General features: G+C 73.7%; 25 protein-coding genes and 1 riboswitch. Of the genes, 12 read left to right on the top strand and 13 right to left on the bottom strand.

Going from position 1 to position 23,579, the window contains the following annotated elements; translation table 11 throughout:
- Positions 1-143: 143 nt before the first annotated feature.
- Positions 144-935 carry a 23S ribosomal RNA methyltransferase Erm gene (gene erm / locus ABZ883_RS29500; RefSeq protein ID WP_360911379.1) on the bottom strand — a complete coding sequence of 264 codons (792 nt, stop codon included), beginning with the start codon at positions 933-935 and terminating at the stop codon, positions 144-146.
- A gap of 248 nt (positions 936-1,183) precedes the next feature.
- Between erm and ABZ883_RS29495 the strand changes: the two genes are divergently transcribed.
- The 3 genes from ABZ883_RS29495 (at position 1,184) to ABZ883_RS29485 (ending at position 3,552) form a co-directional block, all read left to right on the top strand.
- Positions 1,184-1,690 (top strand): anthrone oxygenase family protein, encoded by a 507-nt coding sequence (locus ABZ883_RS29495; RefSeq protein WP_360911377.1) that lies wholly within the window; start codon positions 1,184-1,186, stop codon positions 1,688-1,690.
- An 82-nt stretch (positions 1,691-1,772) separates the two neighbouring features.
- Positions 1,773-3,122, top strand: coding sequence for a class II 3-deoxy-7-phosphoheptulonate synthase (locus tag ABZ883_RS29490; protein WP_360911376.1), 1,350 nt, complete (start codon positions 1,773-1,775; stop codon positions 3,120-3,122).
- A 142-nt stretch (positions 3,123-3,264) separates the two neighbouring features.
- On the top strand, positions 3,265-3,552 hold the full coding sequence (locus ABZ883_RS29485) for a (2Fe-2S)-binding protein (RefSeq protein WP_360911374.1): 288 nt from the start codon (positions 3,265-3,267) through the stop codon (positions 3,550-3,552).
- Positions 3,553-3,561: 9 nt separating this feature from the next.
- On the opposite strand, the gene bfr is transcribed toward ABZ883_RS29485, so the two are convergent.
- Positions 3,562-4,041: a bacterioferritin gene (gene bfr / locus ABZ883_RS29480; protein ID WP_360911372.1), complete on the bottom strand. Its 480-nt coding sequence runs from the start codon at positions 4,039-4,041 to the stop codon at positions 3,562-3,564.
- Between the two features lie 171 nt (positions 4,042-4,212).
- Here bfr and ABZ883_RS29475 point away from each other — a divergent pair, with 171 nt between their 5' ends.
- Positions 4,213-4,827 (top strand): sulfite oxidase-like oxidoreductase, encoded by a 615-nt coding sequence (locus ABZ883_RS29475; RefSeq protein WP_360911369.1) that lies wholly within the window; start codon positions 4,213-4,215, stop codon positions 4,825-4,827.
- A 16-nt stretch (positions 4,828-4,843) separates the two neighbouring features.
- Here ABZ883_RS29475 and ABZ883_RS29470 read toward each other — a convergent pair whose 3' ends face one another.
- The 6 genes from ABZ883_RS29470 to thiO all read right to left on the bottom strand — a co-directional run bounded on the left by ABZ883_RS29470 (position 4,844) and on the right by thiO (position 10,517).
- Positions 4,844-5,341 carry a DUF4396 domain-containing protein gene (locus tag ABZ883_RS29470; protein ID WP_360911367.1) on the bottom strand — a complete coding sequence of 166 codons (498 nt, stop codon included), beginning with the start codon at positions 5,339-5,341 and terminating at the stop codon, positions 4,844-4,846.
- 99 nt (positions 5,342-5,440) lie between these two features.
- Positions 5,441-6,301: a deoxyribonuclease IV gene (locus ABZ883_RS29465; protein WP_360911610.1), complete on the bottom strand. Its 861-nt coding sequence runs from the start codon at positions 6,299-6,301 to the stop codon at positions 5,441-5,443.
- A 23-nt stretch (positions 6,302-6,324) separates the two neighbouring features.
- Entirely contained in the window at positions 6,325-8,235 is a 1,911-nt protein-coding gene (gene pknB, locus ABZ883_RS29460) for a Stk1 family PASTA domain-containing Ser/Thr kinase (protein WP_360911365.1), read from the bottom strand.
- 103 nt (positions 8,236-8,338) lie between these two features.
- Positions 8,339-9,139, bottom strand: a complete 801-nt coding sequence (locus ABZ883_RS29455; RefSeq protein ID WP_360911363.1) for a thiazole synthase — start codon at positions 9,137-9,139, stop codon at positions 8,339-8,341.
- A 5-nt stretch (positions 9,140-9,144) separates the two neighbouring features.
- On the bottom strand, positions 9,145-9,345 hold the full coding sequence (gene thiS, locus ABZ883_RS29450; RefSeq protein ID WP_360911608.1) for a sulfur carrier protein ThiS: 201 nt from the start codon (positions 9,343-9,345) through the stop codon (positions 9,145-9,147).
- Between the two features lie 5 nt (positions 9,346-9,350).
- A complete protein-coding gene (gene thiO / locus ABZ883_RS29445; protein WP_360911361.1) occupies positions 9,351-10,517 on the bottom strand; it encodes a glycine oxidase ThiO in 1,167 nt (388 codons plus the stop codon).
- A riboswitch (TPP riboswitch) is annotated at positions 10,513-10,625 on the bottom strand. (Overlaps the previous gene by 5 nt.)
- A gap of 82 nt (positions 10,626-10,707) precedes the next feature.
- On the opposite strand from thiO, the gene ABZ883_RS29440 reads away from it, so the two are divergent.
- The 5 genes from ABZ883_RS29440 (at position 10,708) to ABZ883_RS29420 (ending at position 15,208) form a co-directional block, all read left to right on the top strand.
- Positions 10,708-11,919: an FAD-dependent oxidoreductase gene (locus ABZ883_RS29440; protein WP_360911359.1), complete on the top strand. Its 1,212-nt coding sequence runs from the start codon at positions 10,708-10,710 to the stop codon at positions 11,917-11,919.
- Between the two features lie 101 nt (positions 11,920-12,020).
- Positions 12,021-12,386, top strand: coding sequence for an Rv2175c family DNA-binding protein (locus tag ABZ883_RS29435; RefSeq protein WP_360911357.1), 366 nt, complete (start codon positions 12,021-12,023; stop codon positions 12,384-12,386).
- 63 nt (positions 12,387-12,449) lie between these two features.
- Positions 12,450-13,115: a thiamine phosphate synthase gene (gene thiE / locus ABZ883_RS29430; RefSeq protein WP_360911355.1), complete on the top strand. Its 666-nt coding sequence runs from the start codon at positions 12,450-12,452 to the stop codon at positions 13,113-13,115.
- A gap of 90 nt (positions 13,116-13,205) precedes the next feature.
- The gene (gene metF / locus ABZ883_RS29425; protein ID WP_360911353.1) at positions 13,206-14,123 is read left to right on the top strand and encodes a methylenetetrahydrofolate reductase [NAD(P)H]; all 918 of its coding nucleotides are present in this window, start codon (positions 13,206-13,208) and stop codon (positions 14,121-14,123) included.
- A gap of 56 nt (positions 14,124-14,179) precedes the next feature.
- Positions 14,180-15,208: a hypothetical protein gene (locus ABZ883_RS29420; RefSeq protein WP_360911351.1), complete on the top strand. Its 1,029-nt coding sequence runs from the start codon at positions 14,180-14,182 to the stop codon at positions 15,206-15,208.
- Positions 15,209-15,215: 7 nt separating this feature from the next.
- Here the strand turns inward: ABZ883_RS29420 and ABZ883_RS29415 are convergent, their stop codons facing one another.
- The 5 genes from ABZ883_RS29415 to ABZ883_RS29395 all read right to left on the bottom strand — a co-directional run bounded on the left by ABZ883_RS29415 (position 15,216) and on the right by ABZ883_RS29395 (position 21,155).
- Positions 15,216-16,718, bottom strand: a complete 1,503-nt coding sequence (locus tag ABZ883_RS29415) for an NAD(P)/FAD-dependent oxidoreductase (protein WP_360911349.1) — start codon at positions 16,716-16,718, stop codon at positions 15,216-15,218.
- A gap of 10 nt (positions 16,719-16,728) precedes the next feature.
- Positions 16,729-17,343, bottom strand: a complete 615-nt coding sequence (locus ABZ883_RS29410) for a DUF4126 domain-containing protein (RefSeq protein ID WP_360911347.1) — start codon at positions 17,341-17,343, stop codon at positions 16,729-16,731.
- 282 nt (positions 17,344-17,625) lie between these two features.
- Positions 17,626-18,237, bottom strand: coding sequence for a TetR/AcrR family transcriptional regulator (locus ABZ883_RS29405; protein WP_360911345.1), 612 nt, complete (start codon positions 18,235-18,237; stop codon positions 17,626-17,628).
- Positions 18,238-18,271: 34 nt separating this feature from the next.
- Entirely contained in the window at positions 18,272-20,386 is a 2,115-nt protein-coding gene (locus ABZ883_RS29400) for a YhgE/Pip domain-containing protein (protein ID WP_360911343.1), read from the bottom strand.
- Complete coding sequence (locus ABZ883_RS29395) at positions 20,358-21,155, bottom strand: ATP-binding cassette domain-containing protein (protein WP_360911341.1); 798 nt, start codon at positions 21,153-21,155, stop codon at positions 20,358-20,360. The genes ABZ883_RS29400 and ABZ883_RS29395 overlap by 29 nt, the downstream gene beginning before the upstream one ends.
- Before the next feature lie 179 nt (positions 21,156-21,334).
- On the opposite strand from ABZ883_RS29395, the gene ABZ883_RS29390 reads away from it, so the two are divergent.
- The 3 genes from ABZ883_RS29390 to ABZ883_RS29380 all read left to right on the top strand — a co-directional run bounded on the left by ABZ883_RS29390 (position 21,335) and on the right by ABZ883_RS29380 (position 23,324).
- Positions 21,335-21,823, top strand: coding sequence for an SAV_6107 family HEPN domain-containing protein (locus ABZ883_RS29390; protein WP_360911339.1), 489 nt, complete (start codon positions 21,335-21,337; stop codon positions 21,821-21,823).
- An 87-nt stretch (positions 21,824-21,910) separates the two neighbouring features.
- Positions 21,911-22,681 (top strand): methyltransferase, encoded by a 771-nt coding sequence (locus tag ABZ883_RS29385; protein WP_360911337.1) that lies wholly within the window; start codon positions 21,911-21,913, stop codon positions 22,679-22,681.
- 235 nt (positions 22,682-22,916) lie between these two features.
- The gene (locus ABZ883_RS29380; protein ID WP_360911335.1) at positions 22,917-23,324 is read left to right on the top strand and encodes a DUF3040 domain-containing protein; all 408 of its coding nucleotides are present in this window, start codon (positions 22,917-22,919) and stop codon (positions 23,322-23,324) included.
- Positions 23,325-23,579 lie beyond the last annotated feature (255 nt).

Here is a 23,579-nt window from a genome sequence, read left to right as displayed (position 1 = left end):
CCGCCCTTCGGGCGGCCTTCGCGTCGGTCAAGGAGTACGCGTCGCTAGTGGGCCGCCGGATCCGCGGTCCACCACCACTGCAGGTGCGTCTGCTGTGCGTACATGTTCTGCACGATAACGCATTCCGCCCCCGCGCACCCCGCTCACCTCCGCCCGGCACCCGACGAGGCGAGGGCCCACAGCGACGCCCACTGCCGTGCCGTGAGGTCCTTGGGCAGCGCGGCCGGCGCCGGGCGCTCGGCGCGCAGCCACGCGTGCAGCTCCCGGCGGTCGAAGTGGCCGGTGCGCGCGAGGACTTCGCGCACGCCGCGCCCCGGCCCGGTGAAGACCCGCCGGACGAACGCCTGGTAGGGGCGCCGCTCGCCCGGGGGGACGAGCGGCTCCGTGCGCCGGGCGACGGTCAGCAGGCCGCCGTCGACGGACGGCACCGGGCGGAAGGCCCGCGCGGGCACCCGGGAGTGCAGGACGAAGTCGTACCAGGGCCACCAGGATGCGGTCAGCATGCTGGCCCCGCCGACGCCCGCGCGGCGGCGGGCGACCTCCCACTGGACGAGCAGGACGGCGGACTCCCAGCCGCCGGCGGACAGCAGCCGCCGCATGATCGGGGTGGTGAGGTGGAACGGGAGGTTGCCGACGACGACATGCGGTTCGCGCGGCAGGCGGTACCGCAGGACGTCGGCGTTGACGACCCGTACGCCCGGCGGCAGCCGCCGGGCCAGGCGCCGTGCGCGCCGGGGGTCGATCTCGACGGCCGTCAGGGGGCGGCCGGTCCGGCTGAGGGGGACGGTCAGCGCGCCGTCGCCGGGCCCGATCTCGACGATGGGGCCGCTGGTGCGGGCGACGAGGGCCTCGATGGAGGCGAGGACCGTGCGGTCGGTGAGGAAGTTCTGGCCGAGCTCGTGCCGGCCGCCCACCAGGGACTGGTGGTCAGACATGGGTGTGTACTCCGCGACATGTGGAATGGCTCCGACGGGGGACCCGATGCCGCGGCGGTGTGCGCCGCGGCTATGCCCGGCGCGTCCGAATCCAGTGCCAACCCATGTGCGGCACGCTATCGGGAGCGGCCGCCCCGGCGCACCCGGTTTTTCGCGGGGCTTTTCGCGGCGCCCCCGTGGACGCTCGCGTATGGGAACGAGCCTTCCGGCCATGTCGCGTCTCACCGTGTCGGTTCTTCACTGGTGCCATGACTTCCCGAGACGCAGTCCTCGCGGCGGCCGCGGTCGCCACCGGCCTGATGGCCGGCCTCTTCTTCGCCTTCTCCGCCGCCGTCATGCCCGGCCTCGCCCGGACCGGCGACCGGACCATGGTCGAAGCCATGCAGCGGATCAACGCGGCCATTCAGAACGGCTGGTTCCTGCTGGTCTTCGCGGGCGCCCTGCTGCTCGGTGCCGCGGGCGCGGTGCTCTGCGTCCGCGACGGCGCCCGCACGGTCCTGCCCTGGGTGGTCGCGGGCACGGTCTGCTACCTGCTCGTGCTCGTCGTCACCTTCGCCGTCAGCATCCCGCTCAACGACCGGCTGGACGCCGCGGGCCCGCCCGGTGCCGCCGCCGATCCTGCCGCCCTCCGCGCGCGCTTCGAAGCGGCCTGGGTGCGCTGGAACCTGCTGCGCACCCTGCTGTGCACCGGCGCCCTGGGCTGCCTCGCCTGGGCGCTCGTCCTCAGCGGCCGGGCCGGCGCGGCCGGTTCCTGAGGCCGTACGCGATGTGGAATCGCCGTCTCATTCACTGGTCGGGTGCGCCGAGCACCGGACACAACCACGTAATGTGGGGTGCGTGACCGTGAACGCTGATTCCCTCGCCGGGCGCAACACCTGGCGCTCTCTGCCCGCGGCCCAGCAGCCCGAGTACCCCGACACCGAGGCGCTGAGCCGAGTGATCGCGGAACTCGAGTCCTATCCCCCTCTCGTCTTCGCCGGCGAGTGCGACCAGCTGCGCGACCGCATGGGGGCCGTGGCCCGCGGTGAGGCGTTCCTGCTCCAGGGCGGCGACTGCGCCGAGGCCTTCGACCACATCGGCGCCGACCAGATCCGCAGCAAGCTCAAGACGCTGCTCCAGATGGGCGCGGTCCTCACCTACGCCGCCTCCGTACCGGTGGTGAAGGTGGGCCGGATCGCCGGCCAGTACAGCAAGCCGCGCTCCAAGCCGACCGAGACCCGCGACGGGGTGACCCTGCCGACGTACCGCGGCGACTCGGTCAACGGCTTCGACTTCACCGAGGCCTCCCGCGTGCCGGACCCGGACCGGCTGAAGCGGATGTACCACGCGTCCTCCGCCACCTTGAACCTGGTGCGCGCCTTCACCACCGGCGGCTACGCCGACCTGCGCCAGGTGCACGCCTGGAACCAGGACTTCGTCAAGTCCTCGCCGTCCGGGCAGCGTTACGAGGCCCTGGCCCGGGAGATCGACCGCGCGCTGAACTTCATGCACGCCTGCGGCGCGGACCCGGAGGAGTTCAAGACCGTCGAGTTCTACTCCTCCCACGAGGCGCTGCTGCTCGACTACGAGAGCGCGCTGACCCGCGTCGACTCGCGGACCGGCCAGTTGTACGACGTCTCCGCCCACATGGTGTGGGTCGGCGAGCGCACCCGGCAGATGGACCACGCGCACATCGAGTTCGCGTCCCGGATCCGCAACCCGCTCGGTGTGAAGCTCGGCCCGACGACCACGCCCGAGGAGGCGCTGGCGCTGATCGACCGGCTCGACCCGGACCGCGAGCCGGGCCGGCTGACGTTCATCACGCGCATGGGCGCGGGCAAGGTGCGCGACCTGCTGCCGAACCTGGTGGAGAAGGTCACCGCCTCCGGCGCCCAGGTGGCGTGGGTGTGCGACCCGATGCACGGCAACACCTTCGAGGCGGCCTCCGGCCACAAGACCCGCCGCTTCGACGACGTCCTGGACGAGGTCAAGGGCTTCTTCGAGGTCCACCACGCCCTCGGCACCCACCCCGGCGGCATCCATGTCGAGCTGACCGGCGAGGACGTCACCGAGTGCGTCGGCGGCGGCGACGAGATCTTCGTCGACGACCTGCACCAGCGCTACGAGACGGCCTGCGACCCGCGGCTCAACCGCAGCCAGTCGCTCGACCTGGCCTTCCTGGTGGCCGAGATGTACCGCGGGCAGTGACCCGCTGACACCGCCCGTGGGCTGACACACGAAGGGGCGCGGATCACATCGATCCGCGCCCCTTCGACGGTTTTCAGCCACTCGATGGCCGGGTAAGGTTAGGTTAACCTGAGCCGGAACCGAGAAACGGGGGTGAGAGCGCGTGTACGTCTGCTCATGCTTCGGCATCACAGAAGAGCAGGTCAAGCAGCATGCGGACGCCGGGCGCTGCACCCCGCGGCAGATAGCCTCCGCCTGCAAGGCGGGCACCGACTGCGGCTCCTGTGTACGCCGTATCCAGGCGCTTCTCGGCCGCGGCGAGAGCTGGGCGGGCCGCGGCGTGCCCGCCGTCGGGAGCTCCACGCCGGCGCCGCGCCCCACCCCCCTGCCGGTCGCGCCGCCCGTGCCCGCGGTGCCCGCGCCGCTGCCGGCCGCGGCGAGCGCCGCCTGACCGGACGGCTCAGCTGTCCGGCTGCTCGATGAGCTGGGCGATGTACAGCGGCTCCCCGAGCTTCTCGACGAGTTCGAGTTGCGTGTCGAGGTAGTCGATGTGGTGCTCCTCGTCCGCGAGGATGTCCTCGAAGATGTTGGCCGAGGTGATGTCCCCCTTGGCCCGCATGACCTCGATGCCGCGCCGGAGCCGGTCGATCGCCTCCACCTCGACCTGGCGGTCGGCCTGGAACATCTCCGTCACGGTCTGTCCCACCCGCACATGGAAGAGCCGCTGGTAGTTGGGCAGGCCTTCCAGGAACAGGATGCGGTCGGTCAGTACCTCGGCGTGCTTCATCTCGTCGAAGGACTCGTGCCGCGTGTACTTGGCGAGCTTCGTCCAGCCGAAGTTCTCCTGCATCTTGGCGTGCAGGAAGTACTGGTTGATGGCGGTGAGCTCGCCCGTCAGCTGCTCGTTCAGGAACTCGATGACCTCGGGGTCGCCCTGCATGGCAAACCCGTCCTTTCCGGAGAAAACGACACGACGCGCGCATCCTCGCACCGCCGGGCGGGGCCGATCCAGTAAGTCCACACTTACCCCGGTCGACCGATTCATCCGTAAAGAAGCGATATGCCCCACAGGTGGTCGGTAGCACGGCATCCGGTCTGTCACCATGGACGCATGGGTCCGTCCGAACGCCACGAGGGAGTGCTTCCTCCGGGGCAGCGGCTCCAGCGGGGCTGGCCGGTCACCCACTACGGTCCGGTGCCGAGGTTCAAGCCCGACCGCTGGGACTTCCAGGTCTTCGGCGCGACGGCCGACGGCGCCAAGCACGCCTGGGACCACGAGGAGTTCTCGGCGCTGCCGTACGCGACGGTCATGGCCGATTTCCACTGCGTCACCAAGTTCAGCATGCTCGGCGTCGAGTGGGGCGGGGTCGCTGCCGCCGAGCTGCTCCGGCTCGCGCCGCCCGCACCCGAGGTCACGCATGTGATGGTGTGGGCCGAGTACGGCTTCAGCTCCAACCTGCGGCTGTCGGACTTCGCCGCCGGCACGTCCATATTCGCGACCCACCGCGGCGGCGAGCCGCTGACCGCCGAGCACGGTTTCCCGGCCCGGCTGGTCGTGCCCCACCTCTACGCCTGGAAGGGCCCCAAGTGGGTCAGGGGCGTGGAGTACATGACCGCCGACCGCCGCGGCTTCTGGGAGGAGCGCGGCTACCACAACGTCGGCGACCCCTGGTCCGAGCAGCGCTACTCGTACCAGGAGGAGCCCGGGGAAGGGCCGGAGCTCTAGCTCCCCGTCCCGGTGCTCAGTGGTACCGGTGGACGACCGCGTGACCCTTGCCGCGGCCGAGCAGCCACTTGTTGACGGGCGTGGTGACCAGGAACGCCACCACGAAGGACAGCGCTAGGCTGATCCAGAAGAGCGCGTCCGCGAGCGTCGCGTCCATGGCGCCCGGGAAGACCGCGATCGTCCCGTTGTCGGCGAGCTCCATGAAGACGATCGAGACGGTGTCGGCGGCCAGCGCCACCCGCAGCGCGGTGCGGAGGTCCACTCCCGCGCGCAGGACCCTGCGCATCGTGAGCGCGTAGCCGAAGACGAAGGCCAGCACGATGGCCAGGACCATGGTCGGCACGTTGTGCCAGCCGAGCGCGGTGCCGACGGCCATGCCGAGGATCTCGCCGATCGCACAGCCGGTCAGGCAGTGCAGGGTCGCGCGCGCGGCGTCGGGCCAGCCCGAGGGCGCCGCGGGGTGGTGGTGCGCGGAGGAGGCGTGCGGCTCGTGTGCGTGCTCGAGGTGCTGCATCGTGCATCTCCCTCGTGTGCGCGTCCGGTGGGCGGGGATCCCCGCTCGGTTCCACGCTCCCAACAAGATACCCCCACGGGGTATTCCCGCCAACGGGCGTCACACGCCGCGGAGCGCCTGGAGCGTCGCCACGTCCCTGGCCATCCCCGTCTTGTCCGGGCCGTCCGGGGTCTCCACGACCAGGGGGACACCGGCGGCCGCGGGGTGGCCGAACAGCTCGGCGAAGGCCGGGGCGCCGATGTGTCCGGCGCCGATGTTCTCGTGACGGTCCTTGTGCGCGCCGACGACGTCCTTGGAGTCATTGGCGTGCACCAGACGCAGCCGGCCCGGACCGACCGTGGCGACCAGTTCGTCCAGCACGGCCTTCACCCCGCCGGCCGCCGCCAGGTCGTGCCCGGCCGCGAACACATGGCAGGTGTCCAGGCAGACCCCGAGCCGCGGATGGCGGTCGAGCGCCTCGAAGTACGGGCCCAGGTCCTCCACCAGCGCGCACAGCGAGGAACCCTGGCCCGCCGTGGGTTCCAGCAGCAGCCACGGGTCGTCCTCGTGCGTCAGCTCGTCCAGCAGCGGCAGCATCCGCTCCCGCACCTGCGCCAGAGCCGTCTCCCGGGGACGTCCACCGGTCGCGGAGCCGGTGTGCACGACCGTGCCGAGCGCCCCGATCTCCCGGCCCCGGCGCAGCGAGTGCCGCAGTGAGACCACCGAGTGGTCGACGGTCGCCGCGGTGTGCGAACCGAAGTTGATCAGGTAGGGGGCGTGGACGTAGGCCGGGATCCCCTCCGCCGCGCAGTGCTCGCGGAACCGCTCGTCCTGCCGGGGATCGCCCGCCGGAGTGGCCCAGCCGCGCGGGTTGGCGACGAAGACCTGCACGGCCTCCGCGCCCAGCCGCGCGGCCGCCGCGAGGCCCGTGGCGGCCAGGCCCCCGGCGACCGGCACATGCGCGCCGACCGGATTGCGCACGACGGCGGCCGCACGGGAGTCGGTCAGCTCACCCACAGTGTGATCGTGCTCCCCTTCGGTGCCTGGCTGCCCCCGGCCGGGGACTGGTTGCTGACCTGACCCGTGAAGAAGAAGCGGATCACGCGCACGTCGAACCCGGCGGCCTTCAGTTCCTGACGGGCCTCGTCGGCGTCCTTGCCCTGGACGTCCGGGACCTCGATCATCTGCTGCCCCTTGGACACGGTCAGGGTGACCGTGTCGCCGGCCGCCAGCTGCTGCCCGGCCTGCGTGCCCTGCGCGGCGACCGCACCCTCGTCGGCCTGGTCGGAGAAGACCCGCTGCGGCGCGACCTTCACCCGCAGACCCGCCTCCTGCAGCGCCCTGCGGGCGACCTCCAGCGGCGCGCCGACGACATCGGGAACGTCCACCGGCGCGCCCTTGCTGACCACGAGCGCCACCGCGGAGTCCGGCTTGCGGGTCGTCCCGGCGCCCGGGTCGGTGGAGATCACGTCGCCCTGCCGGACGTCGTCGCTGAACTCCCGGATCACCCGGCCCGCCGTCAGGCCGGCGGACGCCAGCTCCTCCCGGGCCCGGGCCAGCGACCCGCCGGTCACGTCAGGAACCTTCACCTGCGGCGGGCCCTTGGAGACGGTGACGGTGACCGTGCCGTCGTCGCGGATGCGCGTGCCCGGGCCCGGATCGGTGCCGCTGACCTTGCCCTTCGGGGTGGCCGCGTCGAACGCCTCGACGACCTCCACCTTGAGCCCGGCGGCCCGCAGCCGCGCCTCGGCGTCGGCCCGCGCCAGGTTCAGCACCGCGGGCGTTCTGGTGAACTGGCCGTCGTTGATGTACCAGACGCCCGCGCCGATGCCCGCGACGAGCAGCAGGACGACCACCACGGCGATCATGCCCGGCCGGGCCCGCAGCCTCGGAGCGCCGGCAGAGGCGGCGTGCCCGGGGCCGGGGACGGGGACGGGCTGCCGCCGCGTCGGCTCCGCCGGCATCTCCAGCCGCGTCGTGCGGTGCACCACGGCCGTCGCCTCTTCCGCGCCCGGCACCGGAGCCGCGGGGGCGTGCGCCGTGGGCGGAACGGCGTCCAGCTGCGCGGGGGTCAGGCCGGCGCGCGTCGTGTGCAGCCGGGCCAGCAGCTCCACCGCGTCCGCCGGGCGCAGCGCCGGCTCGCGGGCCGCCGCGTTCGCCACCAGGGCGTCCAGCGCCGGCGCCAGCCCCGGCACGGTCGCCGAGGGCGCCGGGATGTCCTCGTTCAGATGCTGGTAGATCACCTGCATCGGTGTGCCGCCCACCCGGGGCTTGCCGCCGGTGAGCATCTCGTAGAGCAGCACACCGCAGGCGTACACGTCGCTGCGCGGATCGGTCGTGCCGCTCTCGATCTGCTCCGGGGCCATGTAGGACACGGTGCCCAGCACGACGCCGGTGGTCGAGGTCGTCGAGGTGTGCGCGCCCACGGCCCTGACCAGGCCGAAGTCCGCCACCTTCACCCGGCCGTCGTCGCCGATGAGGACGTTCTCCGGCTTCATGTCGCGGTGCACCAGTCCCGCCCGGTGCGCCGCGCCCAGGGCCGCGAGGACGGGCTCCAGGACGTCCAGCGCCGCGCGCGGCGGCAGCGCGCCCCGGTCGCGCAGCAGGTCCCTGAGCGTGCAGCCCGCGATGTACTCCATCGCCAGGTACACATAGCTGCCGTCGGCGCCCTGGTCGTAGATCTGCACCACATTGGCGTGGTCCAGCCGCGCCACGGACTTCGCCTCGCGGATGAAGCGCTCCACGAAGCCGTGCTCGGCCGCCAGCGCCGGGTGCATCACCTTCAGCGCGAGCACACGGTCCAGACGGGTGTCCAGTGCTCGGTAGACCGTCGCCATCCCGCCGACCGCGATCCGGGACTCCACCCGGTAGCGGCCGTCGAGCGTGCGCCCGACCAGCGGGTCTTGAAGGGTCATATCCACAAAGGTGCAGTTTACGGTGTTCGCCATAGCCGCTTTGGGCTAACGCGGCAACGTAGTGACGCGGCGCACTGCGCGCGGGGCGCGGCGGCGCGGTCCCTCAGGCGCCGAAGGCCGGCCGCTCCGGGTCGAAGGCCGCGACACCCTCGGCCGGCGAGGAGGCCAGGGCGTGCCGTCGCCGCGGGATGCGGCCCGCGCGGTGGGCGAGCCGGCCGGCCTCCACGGCGTGACGCATCGCCTCGGCCATGAGCACCGGTTCCTGGGCCCGGGTGACCGCGGAGGCGAGCATGACGGCGGCGCACCCCAGTTCCATCGCGAACGCCGCGTCGGAGGCCGTGCCGGCCCCCGCGTCGAGGATCACCGGCACGGAGGCCCGCTCCACGATCAGCTCGAAGTTGTGCGGGTTGCGGATGCCGAGGCCGGAGCCGATGGGCGACCCCAGCGGCATGACCGCCGCGCAGCCGAGGTCCTCCAGGCGGCGGGCCAGCACAGGGTCGTCATTGGTGTACGGCAGCACCGTGAAGCCGTCGTCGACCAGCGTCTCGGCCGCGTCCAGCAGTTCCACCGGATCGGGCAGCAGCGTGCGCTCGTCGGCGATCACCTCCAGCTTCACCCAGTCCGTGCCCAGGGCCTCCCGGGCCAGCCGGGCGGTGAGGACGGCCTCGCCCGCCGTCCGGCAGCCGGCGGTGTTGGGCAGGACGCGCACGCCGTGGCGGGTCAGCACCGACAGCACGGAGCCCTTGACCGTGGGGTCGAGCCGCCGCATGGCGACCGTGGTGAGCTCGGTGCCGGAGGCCAGCAGTGCCTGCTCCAGCACCTCCAGGCTCGGCGCGCCCCCGGTCCCCATGATCAGGCGGGAGCCGAAGGTCGTTCCGGCGATGGTCAGCGGGTCGTCGGCCACGGCGGTCAGCCTCCCTGCACAGCGGTGAGGACCTCGACGCGGTCGCCGTCGGACAGCGCCGTGGCGGGCCACTGCCCGCGCGGCACCACGGTCTCGTTGAGCGCGGCGGCGACACCGGAGGGGGCGGTGGTCAGACCGGCGACCAGCCGGTCGAGCGTGAGTCCTGGCGTCACCTCGTGCGGCTCGCCGTTGACGGAGACGGTCATCGCGGTCATACGTACTGCTCCTGAGGGGTGAATCGGCCGGGGGAGAAGGGACGGGCCACCTCGGGCGGTTCGCCGCCCGTCAGCACCTCGGCCATCACATCGCCGGTGAGCGGGGTGAGGAGCACGCCGTTGCGGTGGTGGCCGGTGGCGACGAGCAGGCCGTCCAGTGCGGTGCGGCCCAGCATCGGGGCGTTGTCGGGGGAGCCGGGGCGCAGTCCCGCGACGGTCTCCACCAGGGGCAGTTCGGTGAGGCCCGGCACCAGCTCGTGGGCGTCGCGCAGCAGCTCGTACACGCCGCCGGCCGTCACGGTGGTGTCCCAGCCCATCTCCTCGCTGGTGGCGCCGACGACCAGCTCGCCGTTCTCCCGGGGCACGAGGTAGACATGCGCGCCGCGCACCACGGCCCGCACCGTGCGGGACAGGAAGGGCGCGTACGCCGCCGGCACCCGCAGCCGCAGGACCTGGCCCTTCACCGGGCGCACGGGCGGCAGCAGGTGTTCCGGCAGCCCGCCGAGCAGGCCGCTGCGGCTCCCGGCGGCCAGCACGGTCTGCCCGGCGGCCAGCACCGTTCCGTCGTCGAGCACCACCCCGCGCGCCCGGTCGCCCGCGACGTCCACCCCGGCCACCGCCGCGCGGCGGAACACCACCCCGGACAGTTCGCAGGCCCGCAGCAGCGCCGCCACCAGCCGCCGCGGATCGACCTGGTGGTCGCCGTCGACACGCAGCCCGCCGCGCACACCGGGCGCGAGCATCGGCTCCAGGCGACGGCACTCCCGCCCGCTCAGCCACTGCGCGCTCAGCCCCAAGGAGGTCTGGAAGTCGTGCAGTTCGCGCAGCTCCGCCCGGTCGTCGGCGTCCAGGGCGACGGCGAGCGTGCCGCACGCCCGGTAGCCGAGGTCCAGGCCCGTGGTCTCCTCCAGCTCCGCCGCGAACGCCGGATAGCGGCGGACCGCGGCGAGGTTGAGGTCGAGCAGGGCCTGCTCGCCGTACTGCAGCTCGGTGACGGGGGCCAGCATCCCGGCGGCCACCTGGGCGGCGCCGCCGCCCGGCTCGGGATCGGCGACCACCGTGCGCAGCCCGCGCAGGGCCGCCCTCCAGGCGGTGACCAACCCGATGATCCCGCCGCCGACGACGACCGCGTCGGCCGGATGGGACGCGTCATGACGTTGCACGGTGTTCCGCTCCTCCCTTCGCCGGCATGACCCGGATCAGGTTCGTACGGTCGGCGGCCGGCCAGCCGCCCTCTCAGCCCGGTGCGCCGGGCTCCCGCGAGTGCTTCGACCGCCACTTTAGTACGCACTCCTGAGGGCGAGTAGGGCGCCGCTACCGGGGCGCGCGCCACCCGGGGTTACGGTGATCAGCGTGACCAGCAGCAGCGAGCAGCGAGCCGTCGTCGTCGGGGCCGGGATGGCCGGGGTGCAGACCGCCGTGTCCCTGCGCGAGCAGGGGTGGGGCGGCACGATCACGCTGCTCGGCGCGGAGCGGCATCCCCCGTACGACCGGCCGCCGCTGTCCAAGGGGGTCCTCTTCGGCGCCGACGAGGGCCCGGGCGCGCTGCTGGAGGTGGACTTCGGCGGCATCGGCGTCGAGCTGCTGCTCGGCCGGCACGCGAGCGCGCTGCGTCCGGACGAGCGCCAACTGCTCACCGACGCGGGCCCGGTGGAGTACGACACGCTCGTCGTGGCCAGCGGCGCCGAGCCGATCGTGCTGCCCGGCAGCGCGGGCGTGCCCGGCGTGCACATGCTGCGCACCCTGGACGACGCCGCCCGGCTGCGCCCGGTCCTGGAGGCGCGGAAGACGATCGTCGTGGTCGGCGCGGGCTGGATCGGCGCCGAGTTCGCCACGGCCGCCCGGAACGCCGGCTGCGCCGTGACCGTCGTCGAGGCCGCCGACCGGCCGCTGGCGGGCGTGCTGCCCGAGCGGATCGCCGACCGGATGCGCGGCTGGTACGCGGAGGCGGGCGTCGAACTGCGCACGGGCGCCGCCGTCGCCGCCGTCGAACGCGGCCTCGTCCGGCTCGCCGACGGCGACGAGATCGCCGCCGAGGCCGTCGTCGTCGGCATCGGCGCCCGGCCGGCGACGGGCTGGCTGGCCGGCTCCGGGGTCGACCTCGGCCCGGACCGGGCGGTCCTCGTCGACGACCGGCTGCGCACCTCCGTGCCGGGCGTGTACGCCGTCGGGGACTGCGCCTCCTTTCCCTCCGCCCGCTACGGGCGCCGGCTGCTCATCCACCACTGGGACAACGCGGTCCAGGGGCCCCGCACCGCGGCCGCCAACATCCTGGGCGGCGACGAGGCCTACGACCCCGTCCCGTACTTCTGGTCCGAGCAGTTCGGGCGCTTCGTGCAGTACGCGGGCTACCACGGCGCATCCGACGAGATGCTGCTGCGGGGCGACCCGGACGGCCCCGCCTGGTCCGTGCTGTGGCTGCGCGGCGACGTGCTCGTCGCGCTGTTCGCGGTGGGCCGCCCGCGCGACCTGGCCCAGGCCCGCAAGCTCATCGCCCAGGAGGCCCGGGTCGACCGGACCCTGCTCGCCGACCCCGCCGTCCAGCTGCGGGCGGCCGTTCTCTGACCGGCTCCGACGGCCCGTCCGGACGCCGCCGGGGAGCCCCGCGTGCCCCTGGTGGACGCCACGAGTACCGCGGTACGGGTCCGGGATGGCACGCTTGTCCTGTGACCGAGATCGACGCAAAGATTGATGCCCTCGTACCCTCCTGGCTGACCGTCCCCGACATCGCCGAGCAGTTCGACGTGGAGGTGACCCGGGTCCGCCAGATGATCAAGGAAGGGCTGCTCATCGCGGTGCGCCGCGGGGAGAACAGGGTGCTCATGGTCCCCGCCGACTTCATCGGCGACGGGAAGATCGTGAAGGGCCTCACCGGCACGCTCAACCTGCTCAAGGACGACGGGTTCAGCGACGAGGAAGCCCTGGAGTGGCTGTTCACCCCGGACGAGAGCCTGCCCGGCACCCCGGTGCAGGCGCTGCGCGAGAACCGTGGGACCGAGGTGAAGCGCCGGGCCCAGGCGCTGGCCGTCTGATCTGCTCGGACACCACCGCGTTCGTACCGACCGCACGCACCGCACCCGAGGGGGACCCACCGCATGACCGTCCACGCGCGCCTCGCCGACGCCCGGCTCTACCTGTGCACCGACGCCCGCCGGCGCCAGGGCGGCATCGAGGAGTTCGCGGCATTCGCGGACGCCGTGCTGGCCTCCGGGGTCGACATCGTGCAGCTGCGCGACAAGGGCATCGAGGCCCGCGAGGAGCTGGAGTACCTCGCGGTCCTCGGTGACGCGTGCCGGCGGCACGGCGCGCTCCTGGCGGTGAACGACCGCGCGGACGTGGCGCACGCGGCCGGTGCCGACGTCCTGCACCTGGGGCAGGGCGACCTGCCGGTCCGGGCCGCGCGGGCGATCCTCGGTTCCGGAGCCGGGTCCCCGGTCGTCGGACGGTCGTGCCACTCCGAGTCCGAGGCTGCCGCTGCCGCCGTGGAGCCCGGTGCGGACTACTTCTGCACCGGGCCGGTGTGGCCCACCCCGACCAAGCCGGGCCGCCCCGCGCCGGGGCTCGGCCTCGTCCGGTACGCGGCGGGGCTCGGCACGGACCGGCCGTGGTTCGCGATCGGCGGCATCGACCGGGACAACGTCGAGCAGGTGCTGGACGCGGGCGCCCGGCGGATTGTCGTCGTCCGGGCGGTCACCGAGGCCGAGGACCCCGGCGCGGCCGCCGCGGAGCTGGCCAAGCGCGTGCGCTCGTACACCGGCTGAGCGGGCCGGCCGCGCCCGGACTGTCCAGGGAGTGAACATTTCCCCGCGTCCTGTTGGGGCGCCCGGCCCCCCGCGGCTAGCCTGAGGCGCATGGCCCTCGGAACCGCCTCCACCAGGACCGATCACGCGGTCACCATTCGCGAGCTGCTGGCCTCGGGACAGCGCTCGTACTCCTTCGAGTTCATGGCACCGAGGACCGAGAAGGGCGAGCGGACGCTCTGGGACGCCATCCGCCGCATCGAGGCGGTCGGCCCCACCTTTGTCTCCGTCACCTACGGCGCGGGCGGCACCTCGCGGTCCGGCACCGTCCGGGCGACCGAGCGGATCGCCTCCGACACCACCCTCACGCCCGTGGCGCACCTGACCGCGGTCGACCACTCCGTCGCCGAGCTGCGCAACATCATCGGCCAGTACGCCGACGCCGGGATCCGCAACATGCTCGCGCTGCGCGGCGACCCGCCCGGCGACCCGATGGGGGAGTGGCAGCGGCACCCCGAGGGTGTGGACTACGCCTACGAACTCGTCCGGCTCATCAAGGAGTCGGGCGACTTCTGCGTGGGCGTCGCGGCCTTCACGGAGATGCACCCGCGCTCGACCGACTGGGAGAGTGATACGCGTCACTTCATCGCCAAGTGCCGTGCCGGTGCCGACTACGCCATCACCCAGATGTTCTTCGACGCGGAGGACTACCTGCGGCTGCGTGACCGGGTCGGGAAGGGCGGTTGCGAGACGCCCATCATTCCGGAGATCATGCCGGTCACGAACGTGCGCCAGATCGAGCGCTTCGCGCAGCTGGGCAACGCGCCTTTCCCGCCGGAGCTCGCGGACCGTATCCTCGCGGTCAAGGACGATCCGGCCGCGGTGCGGGCGATCGGGGTCGAGTACGCGACGGAGATGTGCCGGCGGCTGATGGCCGAGGACATTCCCGGACTGCACTTCATTACCCTTAATCACTCCACGGCGTCGTTGGAAATCTACGAGAATCTGGGACTGCACCAGAGGTCGTGAGGGCGGAGCCGCCGCCCCGGTGGGCCGACGACGGTGAACGGTGAGGAAGTGCTCTCATGGCCTACACAGTGCTCTACATCGCCTTCGGCGTGGTCGCGCTGTGGCTGCTCGGCGAAGTGCTGCTCCAGTACAAGGCCCGGCTCAGGTGGCGACTGCTCGCCTTCGCGGGATTCATGGGCGTCGTCCTCGGCGTCTACCTTCCGTCCGTCGTCGTGATCGTCCTGGGCGCGCTCGCCTTCGGCGCCGGCCAGACCTTCGTCACGCTCTCCTACCGGCGGGGCTTCGTCGAGGGCTGGGCCCTCAACGTCCCCAAGGGCGACCGCAACGGCGACGGCAGCGACGACGATGACGACGACGAGGACGAGCCCGCGCCGGTCTCGCGCCGCGGACGCCGCGGCCGGGGCGCGCGCGGCGAGGCCGCGGAGGGCCACGACGGCTACACCGCGGAGCCGGTGACGCAGGATCCGGCCGGGGAGCCCGGGGCCGGTGTCCCGGACGGCGTGCCCGCCGGGCAGTCGTACGACGTCTACGCGGGCCCGCAGCAGGGTGCACAGGGCGTCCCGGGTGCGCAGGGCATGGACTCCACGCAGGTCTACCAGCCGATGCCGCTGCACGAGGACAGCGGCGAGTACCCGGCGTACAACGCGCAGCCGCAGCCCGGGTACACCGCCGCCGATCCGTACAACGGCGGCGGCTACGAGGGCTACGGCACCACCGGCTACGGCGACTGGAACAACGGGGCGCAGCAGCAGCCCGCCGCGGCCTCGTACGACGCCTACGGACAGCCGCAGCAGACCGGCAGCTGGGAGACCCAGCAGGCGTACGGGACCTACGGCGGCTACCAGGACCCGTACCAGCAGGGTCAGGGCGCCGGCGGGCAGCAGCAGGGGTACGGCTACGACACGCCCGCGGGCGGCGTCTGGGTGCCGCAGCAGGGCGGCGAGCAGCAGCCGTACATCCCGCAGCAGCAGAACTCCTACGACCAGCAGCAGCAACAACAGCAGCAGCCGCACGAGCAGCAGGGCCAGCAGGGGCAGCCGGGTCAGGGGCAGTACGACCCGTACGACCCCTACCGCTACAACTAGCGGGGCCTCAGCGGCTGCCGCCGGGGCCGCCCGCGATCAGGTCGGCGGTGATGGCCCCGGACATGCCCGTGTGGGCGAGCCCGCCCCCGGGGTGGGACCAGCCGCCGACGAGGTGCAGGCCGGGGACCGGGGTGCGGTTGTCCGGGTGCAGGTGCGCCCCGTCGGCGCCGGCCAGGGCGGGTCGGGGGATCCGGCCGCCCGGGAGCCCCGTTTCGCGCGCGGTGTCGGCCGGGGTGTGCACCCGGCGCCACAGCAGGCGGTCCGCGAGGTCCGGCAGGGCGGCCGCGGCCGCCGCCAGGACCGCGTCGGCGTACCGGTCGGCAAGGCCGGGGGCGTTCCAGTCCTGCCCGCCGGCGCCGCCCTGCGGGGGCACGGTCGCGCTGACGGTGACCGCCTCCGACGCGTCGTCCGGGCGCAGGGTGTCGTCGTCGGGCCGCAGCACCGTGACGGTCATCCGCTCGTACAGCTCGCCGCGGGCCAGGGCCGCCGCCTCCGCCGCCAGGTCGGGGGCGTGGACGACCGTGCGGTGCGGGGTGCCGCCGGGCCGCGCACCGCGCAGCGCCAGGCACACCGTCAGCCGGCCGGGGCCCTCGCCGTCCAGGCCGGGCGGGACGGCTTCCCCGGAGCCGGGCAGCAGCGCCGACAGCACCCGGGGCGCGACGCCCGCGACGACCTGGTCGGCCTCCACCCTTGTGCCGTCGGCGAGTTCGAGCCCCGCGGCGCGGCCGTCCTTCTCCACGACCGCCGCGACGCCCGTGCCGAAACGGAACTCCACCCGCCGTTCCCGGCACCGCTCGTACACGGCGTCCGCCAGCGCGCGCATGCCGCCGCGTACGTACCAGGAGCCGAAGGTCTGCTCGATGTACGGCAGCACGGCGGCGCTCGCCGGGGCCGTGCGCGGGTCGAAGCCGTGGGCCAGGGCGTAGTAACCGAGCAGGGCGGCGAGGCGCGGGTCGCGCAGTTCGCGGGCGGCGGTCTCGGCCAGCGTCGGCGCGCCCCGCCGGAACAGGCCGCGGCGGACCGGCGCCGCCGGGTACGGGTCACGGCCGAGGACGGCCGGGCCGGCGGCGAGAGCGTCCTCCAGCAGCGGCCTGCGCGTGGCGTCCCAGACGCCGCGGGCGCGCACCAGCAGGTCGCTCCAGCGCTCGCCCGCGCCCTCGCCGAGGGCGGCGTCCAGCGCTGCCACCACACCGCCGCGCGAGGCGTTCGGCAGGACGGCCTCGCTGCCGTCCGCGAAGAGATGACGGCCGGCGGGCTCCACCTGGGACAGCGCGACGCTCTCCTCCAGGCTCTTCCTGCCGGTCTTCAGGAACAGGTCGCGGTAGACCGCGGGGAGGTGCAGCAGACCGGGCCCGGTGTCGAACCCGAAGCCGTCCCGTTCGTACCGGCGGACGGCGCCGCCGTGCGACTCCGCGCGCTCGTACACCGCCACCCGGTGCCCGCCCGTGGCGAGCCGGGCGGCCGCCGCCATGGCGCCCATACCCGCGCCGATCACCGCAATCCGTGCCATGGGCAGGACCCTATCCCCAGCCGCTGACAGTCCCTTGGCCGGACCGGCGCTGACGGCGCCGCTCCCTCCAGCGCCGCCAGGAGCGGCGGATCCGGGACATCACGAAGAACACCGTCGTGACGCCGACCGCGAGCAGCGTGGCCGCGACGACCGCCGCCGCGACCGGGTGGAACAGCGCGAGCACGATGATCCCGGAGACGCCGACGTCCTCGGCGAGACTGACCACGATGTTGCTCGCGGGCTCGGGCGAGGTGTTGACCCCCAGCCGCAGGCCGGCCTTGACCAGATGGCTGACCAGGGCCGTCGTGCCGCCGACCGCCCCGGCCGCCAGCTCGGGCAGCGAGCCGTCCTGGCCCGCCAGCAGGGCGGCCACGACGGCACCCGCGACCGGCCGGATCGCCGTGTGGACGGCGTCCCACGCGGTGTCGACGTAGGGGATCTTGTCCGCCACCGCCTCGCACAGGAAGAGCACGCCCGCCACGACCAGCACATCCGTGCGCTCCAGTGCCGGGGGCACCTCGTCGCTGATCCCGGTGGCGCCCATCAGGCCGAGCAGGAAGACCACGGCGTAGGCGTTGATCCCGCTCGCCCAGCCGCTGGTGAATACGAGCGGAAGAACCGACATGGGCGCTGATGCTAGCGAAGCCGCGCGCCGGGCTCTGAGCGGTACTGCCCAGGAGTGAGTATCCGTACCTAGACGCGCACTTGAGTACGTGCGCGGATGAGCGGGACCCCGCCGGGACGCCAAGGTGGTGTCAACGGACGGGCAAGGCGCCGGGACCGCCGGCACGGGGCGGCGGAACGGCGCGGCGCACGGACGGGAACGGGGGCACCACGGGGGAGCGCCACCCCGGCACGACCCGGCGGGGGACCGGGTCGCACCGGGGTGGCGCGCCCCTGTTCCGGCTCAGGCGCGGGCCCGGCCCGCGACCCGGCCCTGCAGCAGCCGGGACAGGGCGGCGTGCACGTCGTCGATCGACCGCTCCGGCTGGAACGACAGCCAGTCCAGCGCCGCCACCAGCACCATCCCGAACAGGGCGGCCGCCGTCAGCGGCACGTCGATCTCGTCGCTCAACTCGCCCGCCTCCAAGGCCGCCTGGAGTGTCCGCTCCACGACGGCCACGGCCTCCTTGCGCAGCACCATGAGCGTGTCCTGCCACGCCCGGTTGGTGCGCCACAACTCGGCGACGTACAGCTGCGTGAAGGACGGGTACTCCGCGATGAAGGCCAGGCCCGCGCGGATCATCGCGTCGATCGCGTCCACCTGGGTGCCGCCGCGGGCGGTGACGGCCTCGCCCGCCTCCTTCAGGGAGGCGGTCAGCAGACCGACGCCGTGCCGCAGCAGCTCCTCGAAGAGCTCGTTCTTGCTGGCGAAGTTGTAGTAGACCGTGCCCTTGGCCACGCCGGCGCGATCGGCGATCTCGTCCACCGTGGTGGCGGAGAAGCCCTGCTCGGCGATGAGGGTGACCGCGGCCTGGAAGAGCTTCTGCCGGGTGGCCTGCCGTCGTGCACTGTTCATGACGTCGATTGTCTACGGCCGCGCCGCCCCGGCGTCACAGGGACAGCTCCGGGTGCAGCCGGGCCGGCGTCCAGACCTGCTTGCGGCGCGCCGACCACGCGGTGAGCGCCAGCGCGCCCGCGGTGAACAGGGCCAGCACCAGGCAGGCCCGCCACACCGGCCACAGGCCGCCGCCCGTGATGAGGTGCCGCAGCCCCTCGACCACGTAGCTCATCGGCAGGAACGGGTGGACGGCGTTGAAGAAGCCCGGGCTGGTCTGCACGGGATAGGTGCCGCCGGCCGAGGTCAGCTGGAGCATGAGCAGGGCCAGCACCAGGACGCGGCCCGCCGGGCCGAAGCGGGCGTTGAGCCACTGCACGATCGCGCCGAAGCACGCGGTCACCAGCACCAGGAAGCCGATCGTGCCCCCTGCGCGGGCCATCCGCAGGCCGACGGCCCAGTGCAGCACGGCCATCAGCGCGAGCGTCTGCAGGACGCCGACGGCGACGACCGGAAGCCAGCCCGCCACCGCGATGCGCCACGCGGGGGCGCCCGCCGCCATGGCGCGCTTGTTCAGCGGCGGCAGCAGCATGTACGCGACCATGGCGCCCACCCAGAGGGACAGCGGGATGAAGTACGGGGCGAAACCGGTGCCGTAGTTGGGCGCCTTGTGCAGTGCGCCGGAGACCAGCCGCACCGGGTCGGCCATCACCTTGGTGCGGTCGTCGCGCTCCTCGGTGCCGTAGTCGGGGATCCGCGCGGCGCCGTCGTGGAGGCCGTCGGCGAGCCGGCCGCTGCCGTCGGTGAGCCGGGTCAGGCCGCTGGTGAGCCGGTTGCTGCCGTCCGACAGCCGGTACATGCCGCTGGCCAGGCCGTTCGCGCCGGAGGACAGGTCGGTCAGTCCGCTGTCGAGGTTCCCCGCGCCCGCCGTGGCGGTGTGCAGGCCCTTGGAGACCTTCCAGGCGCCGGCGTTGAGCTCGTTGACGCTGTCGACGGCACTTTGCAGGCGGTCGGCCAGGTGCGGGTCGGACAGGTCCGCGGCGACCGAGTGCATCGTGCCCAGGTCGTCGCGCAGGCCGTCCAGTTGGGCGTCGTGGGTGCGCACATAGGTGTCGAGCCGGCCGGCGACCCGCACCACCTCGTCCGCGGCGTCCCCGGCCTTGTCCAGCGCCCGGCACTCGGGGGTGACGGCGCCGAGCGGGCACTGCTGCGTATACGCGCCGTGCACCTGGGCGGCGGCGGCCTTCGCATCGGTCACGGCGCGCTCCGCCTGCCCCGGCAGGTCGCCGAGACCGTCCTTCGCGTCCTGGGAGCCGCGGGCGACCAGCCGCGCCACCGCGTTGATCTCCTTGACGTGCTTCTTGACGAAGGCGAGTTCGTCGGACGCGCCGTTGACCCCGTCGGCGAGCCTCTGGGTGCCCGCCGCGACGCGGCCGGCGCCGATGTCCAGCGCGTCCAGTCCGCCGGCGAGGGCGTGGCTGCCCTTCTTCGCGTCGCGCAGGCCGTTCGCCAGCCGCCGGGCGCCGTCCTCGGCGCTGCTGATGCCGTCGCCGAGTTCCTTTGAGCCCGTCCGGGCCGAACCGGCCCCCTTGGTGACGTCGTCCGCGCCGCCCGCGGCCCGCACCGTTTGGTCGTGGAGGTCGGAGAACGAGACGAAGATCTTGTCGTAGAAGCCGCGCGACGCCTTGGTGGAGGCGGCGGAGCGCACCTCGGAGAAGACCGTCCGGGAGATCTGGCCGACGATGTAGTTGTTCGCGTCGTTCGTGCGCACCTGGAGCGCGCCGGTCTCGGGACGCCGGCCGGCACTGGAGCCGACGCGGGCGCTGAAGTCCGGCGGGACGGTCAGCGAGAGGTAGTAGGTGCCGTCCTCGACACCCCGGGCGGCCTCGGCGGCGCTGGTCTCGTGCCAGTCGAACGTGTCGCTGCCGCGCAGCCCCTCGGCGATGGAGTCGCCCGCGGCGAGCCGCTGCCCGTCCACGGTGGCGCCCTTGTCGGCGTTCACCAGGGCGACGGGGACCTTGTCCAGCCGCCCGTACGGGTCCCAGAACGACCACAGGTACAAGGCGCCGTAGAGCAGCGGCAGGAGCAGCAGCGCCACCATGGCCGCGCGGGGCAGCCGTCCCCTGCAGAACCTCCTCAGCTCAAGCACTGCCGGCCTCGGCGTGCGCATCGGCCGCCCCCTTCCCGCTCGTGGCGCCGGCGTTCCCGCCGCTGCCGTTCTCGGTGTCGTCCTTGGCCGCGCTCCCGGTGCGGGCCGCGGCCGCGGGTGTGCGCGTGCGGACCGGCACGGCGTCCTCGGGCGCCTGCGTGCAGACCGCCAGCACGGTGGTGCCGCCCGCGGCGACGCCGCGCAGCATCGCCCATGCCTCGTCGCGTTCGGCCGGGCCCAGCTTGTGGTCGACGTCGTCGACGGCCAGGACCTCCGGGCGGCCGAGGAGCGCGAGCGCGGTGCCCAGGCGCAGGGCCTCCAGGCGCTCCAGGTCGCGGGCGGCGGTGCGTTCGGCCTTGGGCAGGGCGGCCGGATCGAGTCCGGCCGCCTCCAGTGCCTCGTCGATCCGCCGCCGTCCCGCGGCCTCCCGCTCCGCTCGGGGCCGCGCCCAGCCGCGCAGCGAGTCGCCGAAGCGCCGTTGCAACAGAAGCCGTTCGCGCAGATGCTCGCCCACGGTGAGCGCGGGGTCGAGCTCGCAGACCCCGTCGACGGGGCCGAGCGCGGCGACGCGCCGTACGGCGGCGAGCTGCCGCGGCAGCCGGTGCCCGGCCACCTCGGCGTGTCCCTCGCCGGCCCGCATGCGCCCGGTCAGCGCGAGCAGCAGACAGGTGCGGCCGGTCCCCGAGGCTCCCTCGACGGCGATCAGACTGCCCGCCGGCGCCGTGAAGGTGACGTCCCGGAACGTCCAGCCCCGGGGCCCCTCGAGCCCGAACCCCTCCGCGGTGATCACTCGCCCGCCCCCGTTCCCGTCCCTCGTTTTGAACTGACCAGTCAGTGTAAAAACTCTAGCGCACTTCGTCGGCCCTCATCGAATGCGCAGGTCAGGGCGATTGTCAGAGGGGTGCTTCACGATGAGTTGCGAAGGGCCAGGAACTGTCGGACACGTCGTACGAAGACAGGAGGTACGTGATGACCGCGCCAGCTCGCAGGACCGCCGCCGGCGGCGGTGCCACCGACGTCCATCCCGTTCTGCGCAGGGCGGGTGCCCCCGTCGCCGCGCTCGATCTGCTCGCCCAGGCCGCGCGGGGGCTCCAGGAGGCTGCCGCGCTGGAGACCGCCAACGACCGCTACGCCACCGCCCATTTGGCCGCACTGCGCACCGCGGCCGCCGTGCTCGCCGTGCGCGGCCGCCCGGAGCCGACGAAGCGGCGCCGGCAGCGGATCCGCAGCGCGTGGGAGGTGCTGCCCGAGGTCGCGCCCGAACTGGCCGAGTGGAGCGCCCTGTTCGAGGCGGGCGCGGGGCGCAGGGCCCTGGCCGAGGCGGGCATACAGGGGGCCGTGACCCGGCGGGACGCCGACGACCTGGTCCGCGCCGCCGGGATGTTCCTGCGGCTGGTGGAGCGCCTGCTCGCGCTGCAGCCCGCCCTGCCGCGGCAGCAGGTGGACCGCCCGGCTTGATCGGGGGGCTTCGCGCGGCCCACTAGAGTGGGTGCCAGGCAGGGCCGACCGGTCCCGAGCCCCGACCGCCCGCGAGGAGCCGTCCGCATGTCCCGTCCAGGAGGGACCGAACCGCTGCGTCCCCGCGCAGCCCTGCGTACTGCCGTGGTCTGGGAGGTGCTGCGCGAGGCGCTGGACCGGCAGGCCAAGGCCGCGGGCCGGGACGTCCTCGACGTGCTCGACACGGGCGGGGGCACCGGCAACTTCGCCGTGCCGGTGGCCAGTCTGGGCCACCGTGTCACCGTCGTCGACCCCAGCCCCGACGCGCTCTTCGCCCTGGAGCGGCGTGCCGCCGAGGCCGGCGTCACCGAACGCGTCCACGGCGTCCAGGGCGACGCGCACGGGCTCCTGGACGTCGTGCCCGCCGGCAGCCAGGACGTGGTGCTCTGCCACGGCGTACTGGAGTACGTGGACGATCCCGCCGAGGGCATCCGCAACGCCGTCGGCACCCTGCGCCCCTCCGGCACGTTGAGCCTGCTCGCCGCCGGCCGCCACGGGGCCGTGCTCGCGCGCGCCATCGCCGGTCACTTCGCCGAGGCCCGGCACACCCTGGACGACGCCGACGGCCGCTGGGGCGACGGCGATCCGGTGCCGCGCCGCTTCACCGCCGGCGAACTGACCGAGCTGGTCGCCGACGCGGGCCTGCGGGTCGGCGCGGTGCACGGCGTGCGGGTCTTCGCCGATCTGGTCCCCGGCGTCCTGGTGGACACCGAACCGGGCGCCCAGGAAGCACTCCTGCGACTGGAACTCGCCGCCGCCGAGCAACCCGCCTTTCACGCGGTGGCCACCCAGTTGCACGTGCTGGCCGAGCGCGGCTGACACCGTCCCCCGGGCCGGGGCCCCTTACACCTTCCGGTCACCCAGCGGGAGGAGTCCGTCACACGCCCCCCGAGAAGCGGTTCCGGGCCGTATGCTGGCATGACGTGGCGTTCGACGGGGAAAACCTCCCCCGTCGGATTGGCGCAGTGGGGCGGGTTTCACGGGGGCGATTCCCTGCCTATCCTGGAAGGGTCGTAACGGTCGCTCCCCCGCGACCGACGAGTAGGAGGACTCCGTGCCGCTCTCGGAGCACGAGCAGCGCATGCTCGAGCAAATGGAGCGAGCGCTGTACGCCGAAGATCCCAAGTTCGCGTCGGCGCTTGAGGGAAGCGGGCTGCGCACCTACACCAGGCGGCGGGTCTACCTGGCTGTGGCGGGCTTCCTGGTGGGCATCGGACTGCTGATGGCCGGCATGATCGCCCAGCAGCCCTGGATCAGTGTCGTGGGTTTCCTGGTCATGCTCGGCTGCGCCGTCCTCGCCGTCACCGGTTGGCGTCGCGCCGCACGGCCGGGCTCCACCGCGGCCGCCGCGGGACACTCCCATCCGGGCAACCCGGCCCGCGCGCGGCGTCAGTCGCGGCGCGGAATGATGGACCGCATCGAAGAGCGGTGGCAGCGCCGCCGCGACGAACAGGGCCAGTGAGCCACGGCCCCGACCGACCCAGCGCCTTCCACTGACGTCGCCCATGGGGGCGGGATCCCGACCGGGACCCGCCCCCATGGGCGTCCCCGGGGCCGGTCCGGGCCTGCGCCACAGCAAGCCGCCGGGCCGTTCACCCGCCGTGGAGGGCCGGTGACAGCAGAGGGGGGGGGCGGGGGGGCGGGGGCGGGGCCCCCCCCCCCCCCGCCCGGCGGGGGCGCGGCCCGCCCCGCCGGGGCGCGCCGCGCGGGCACCCGG

Origin of the sequence: Streptomyces sp. NPDC046977 (assembly GCF_040644455.1) — a bacterium.
Classification (GTDB): Bacteria; Actinomycetota; Actinomycetes; order Streptomycetales; family Streptomycetaceae; genus Actinacidiphila.
Note: the sequence above shows the minus strand (reverse complement) of the source record. Positions and strands in the feature narration are given on the sequence as shown.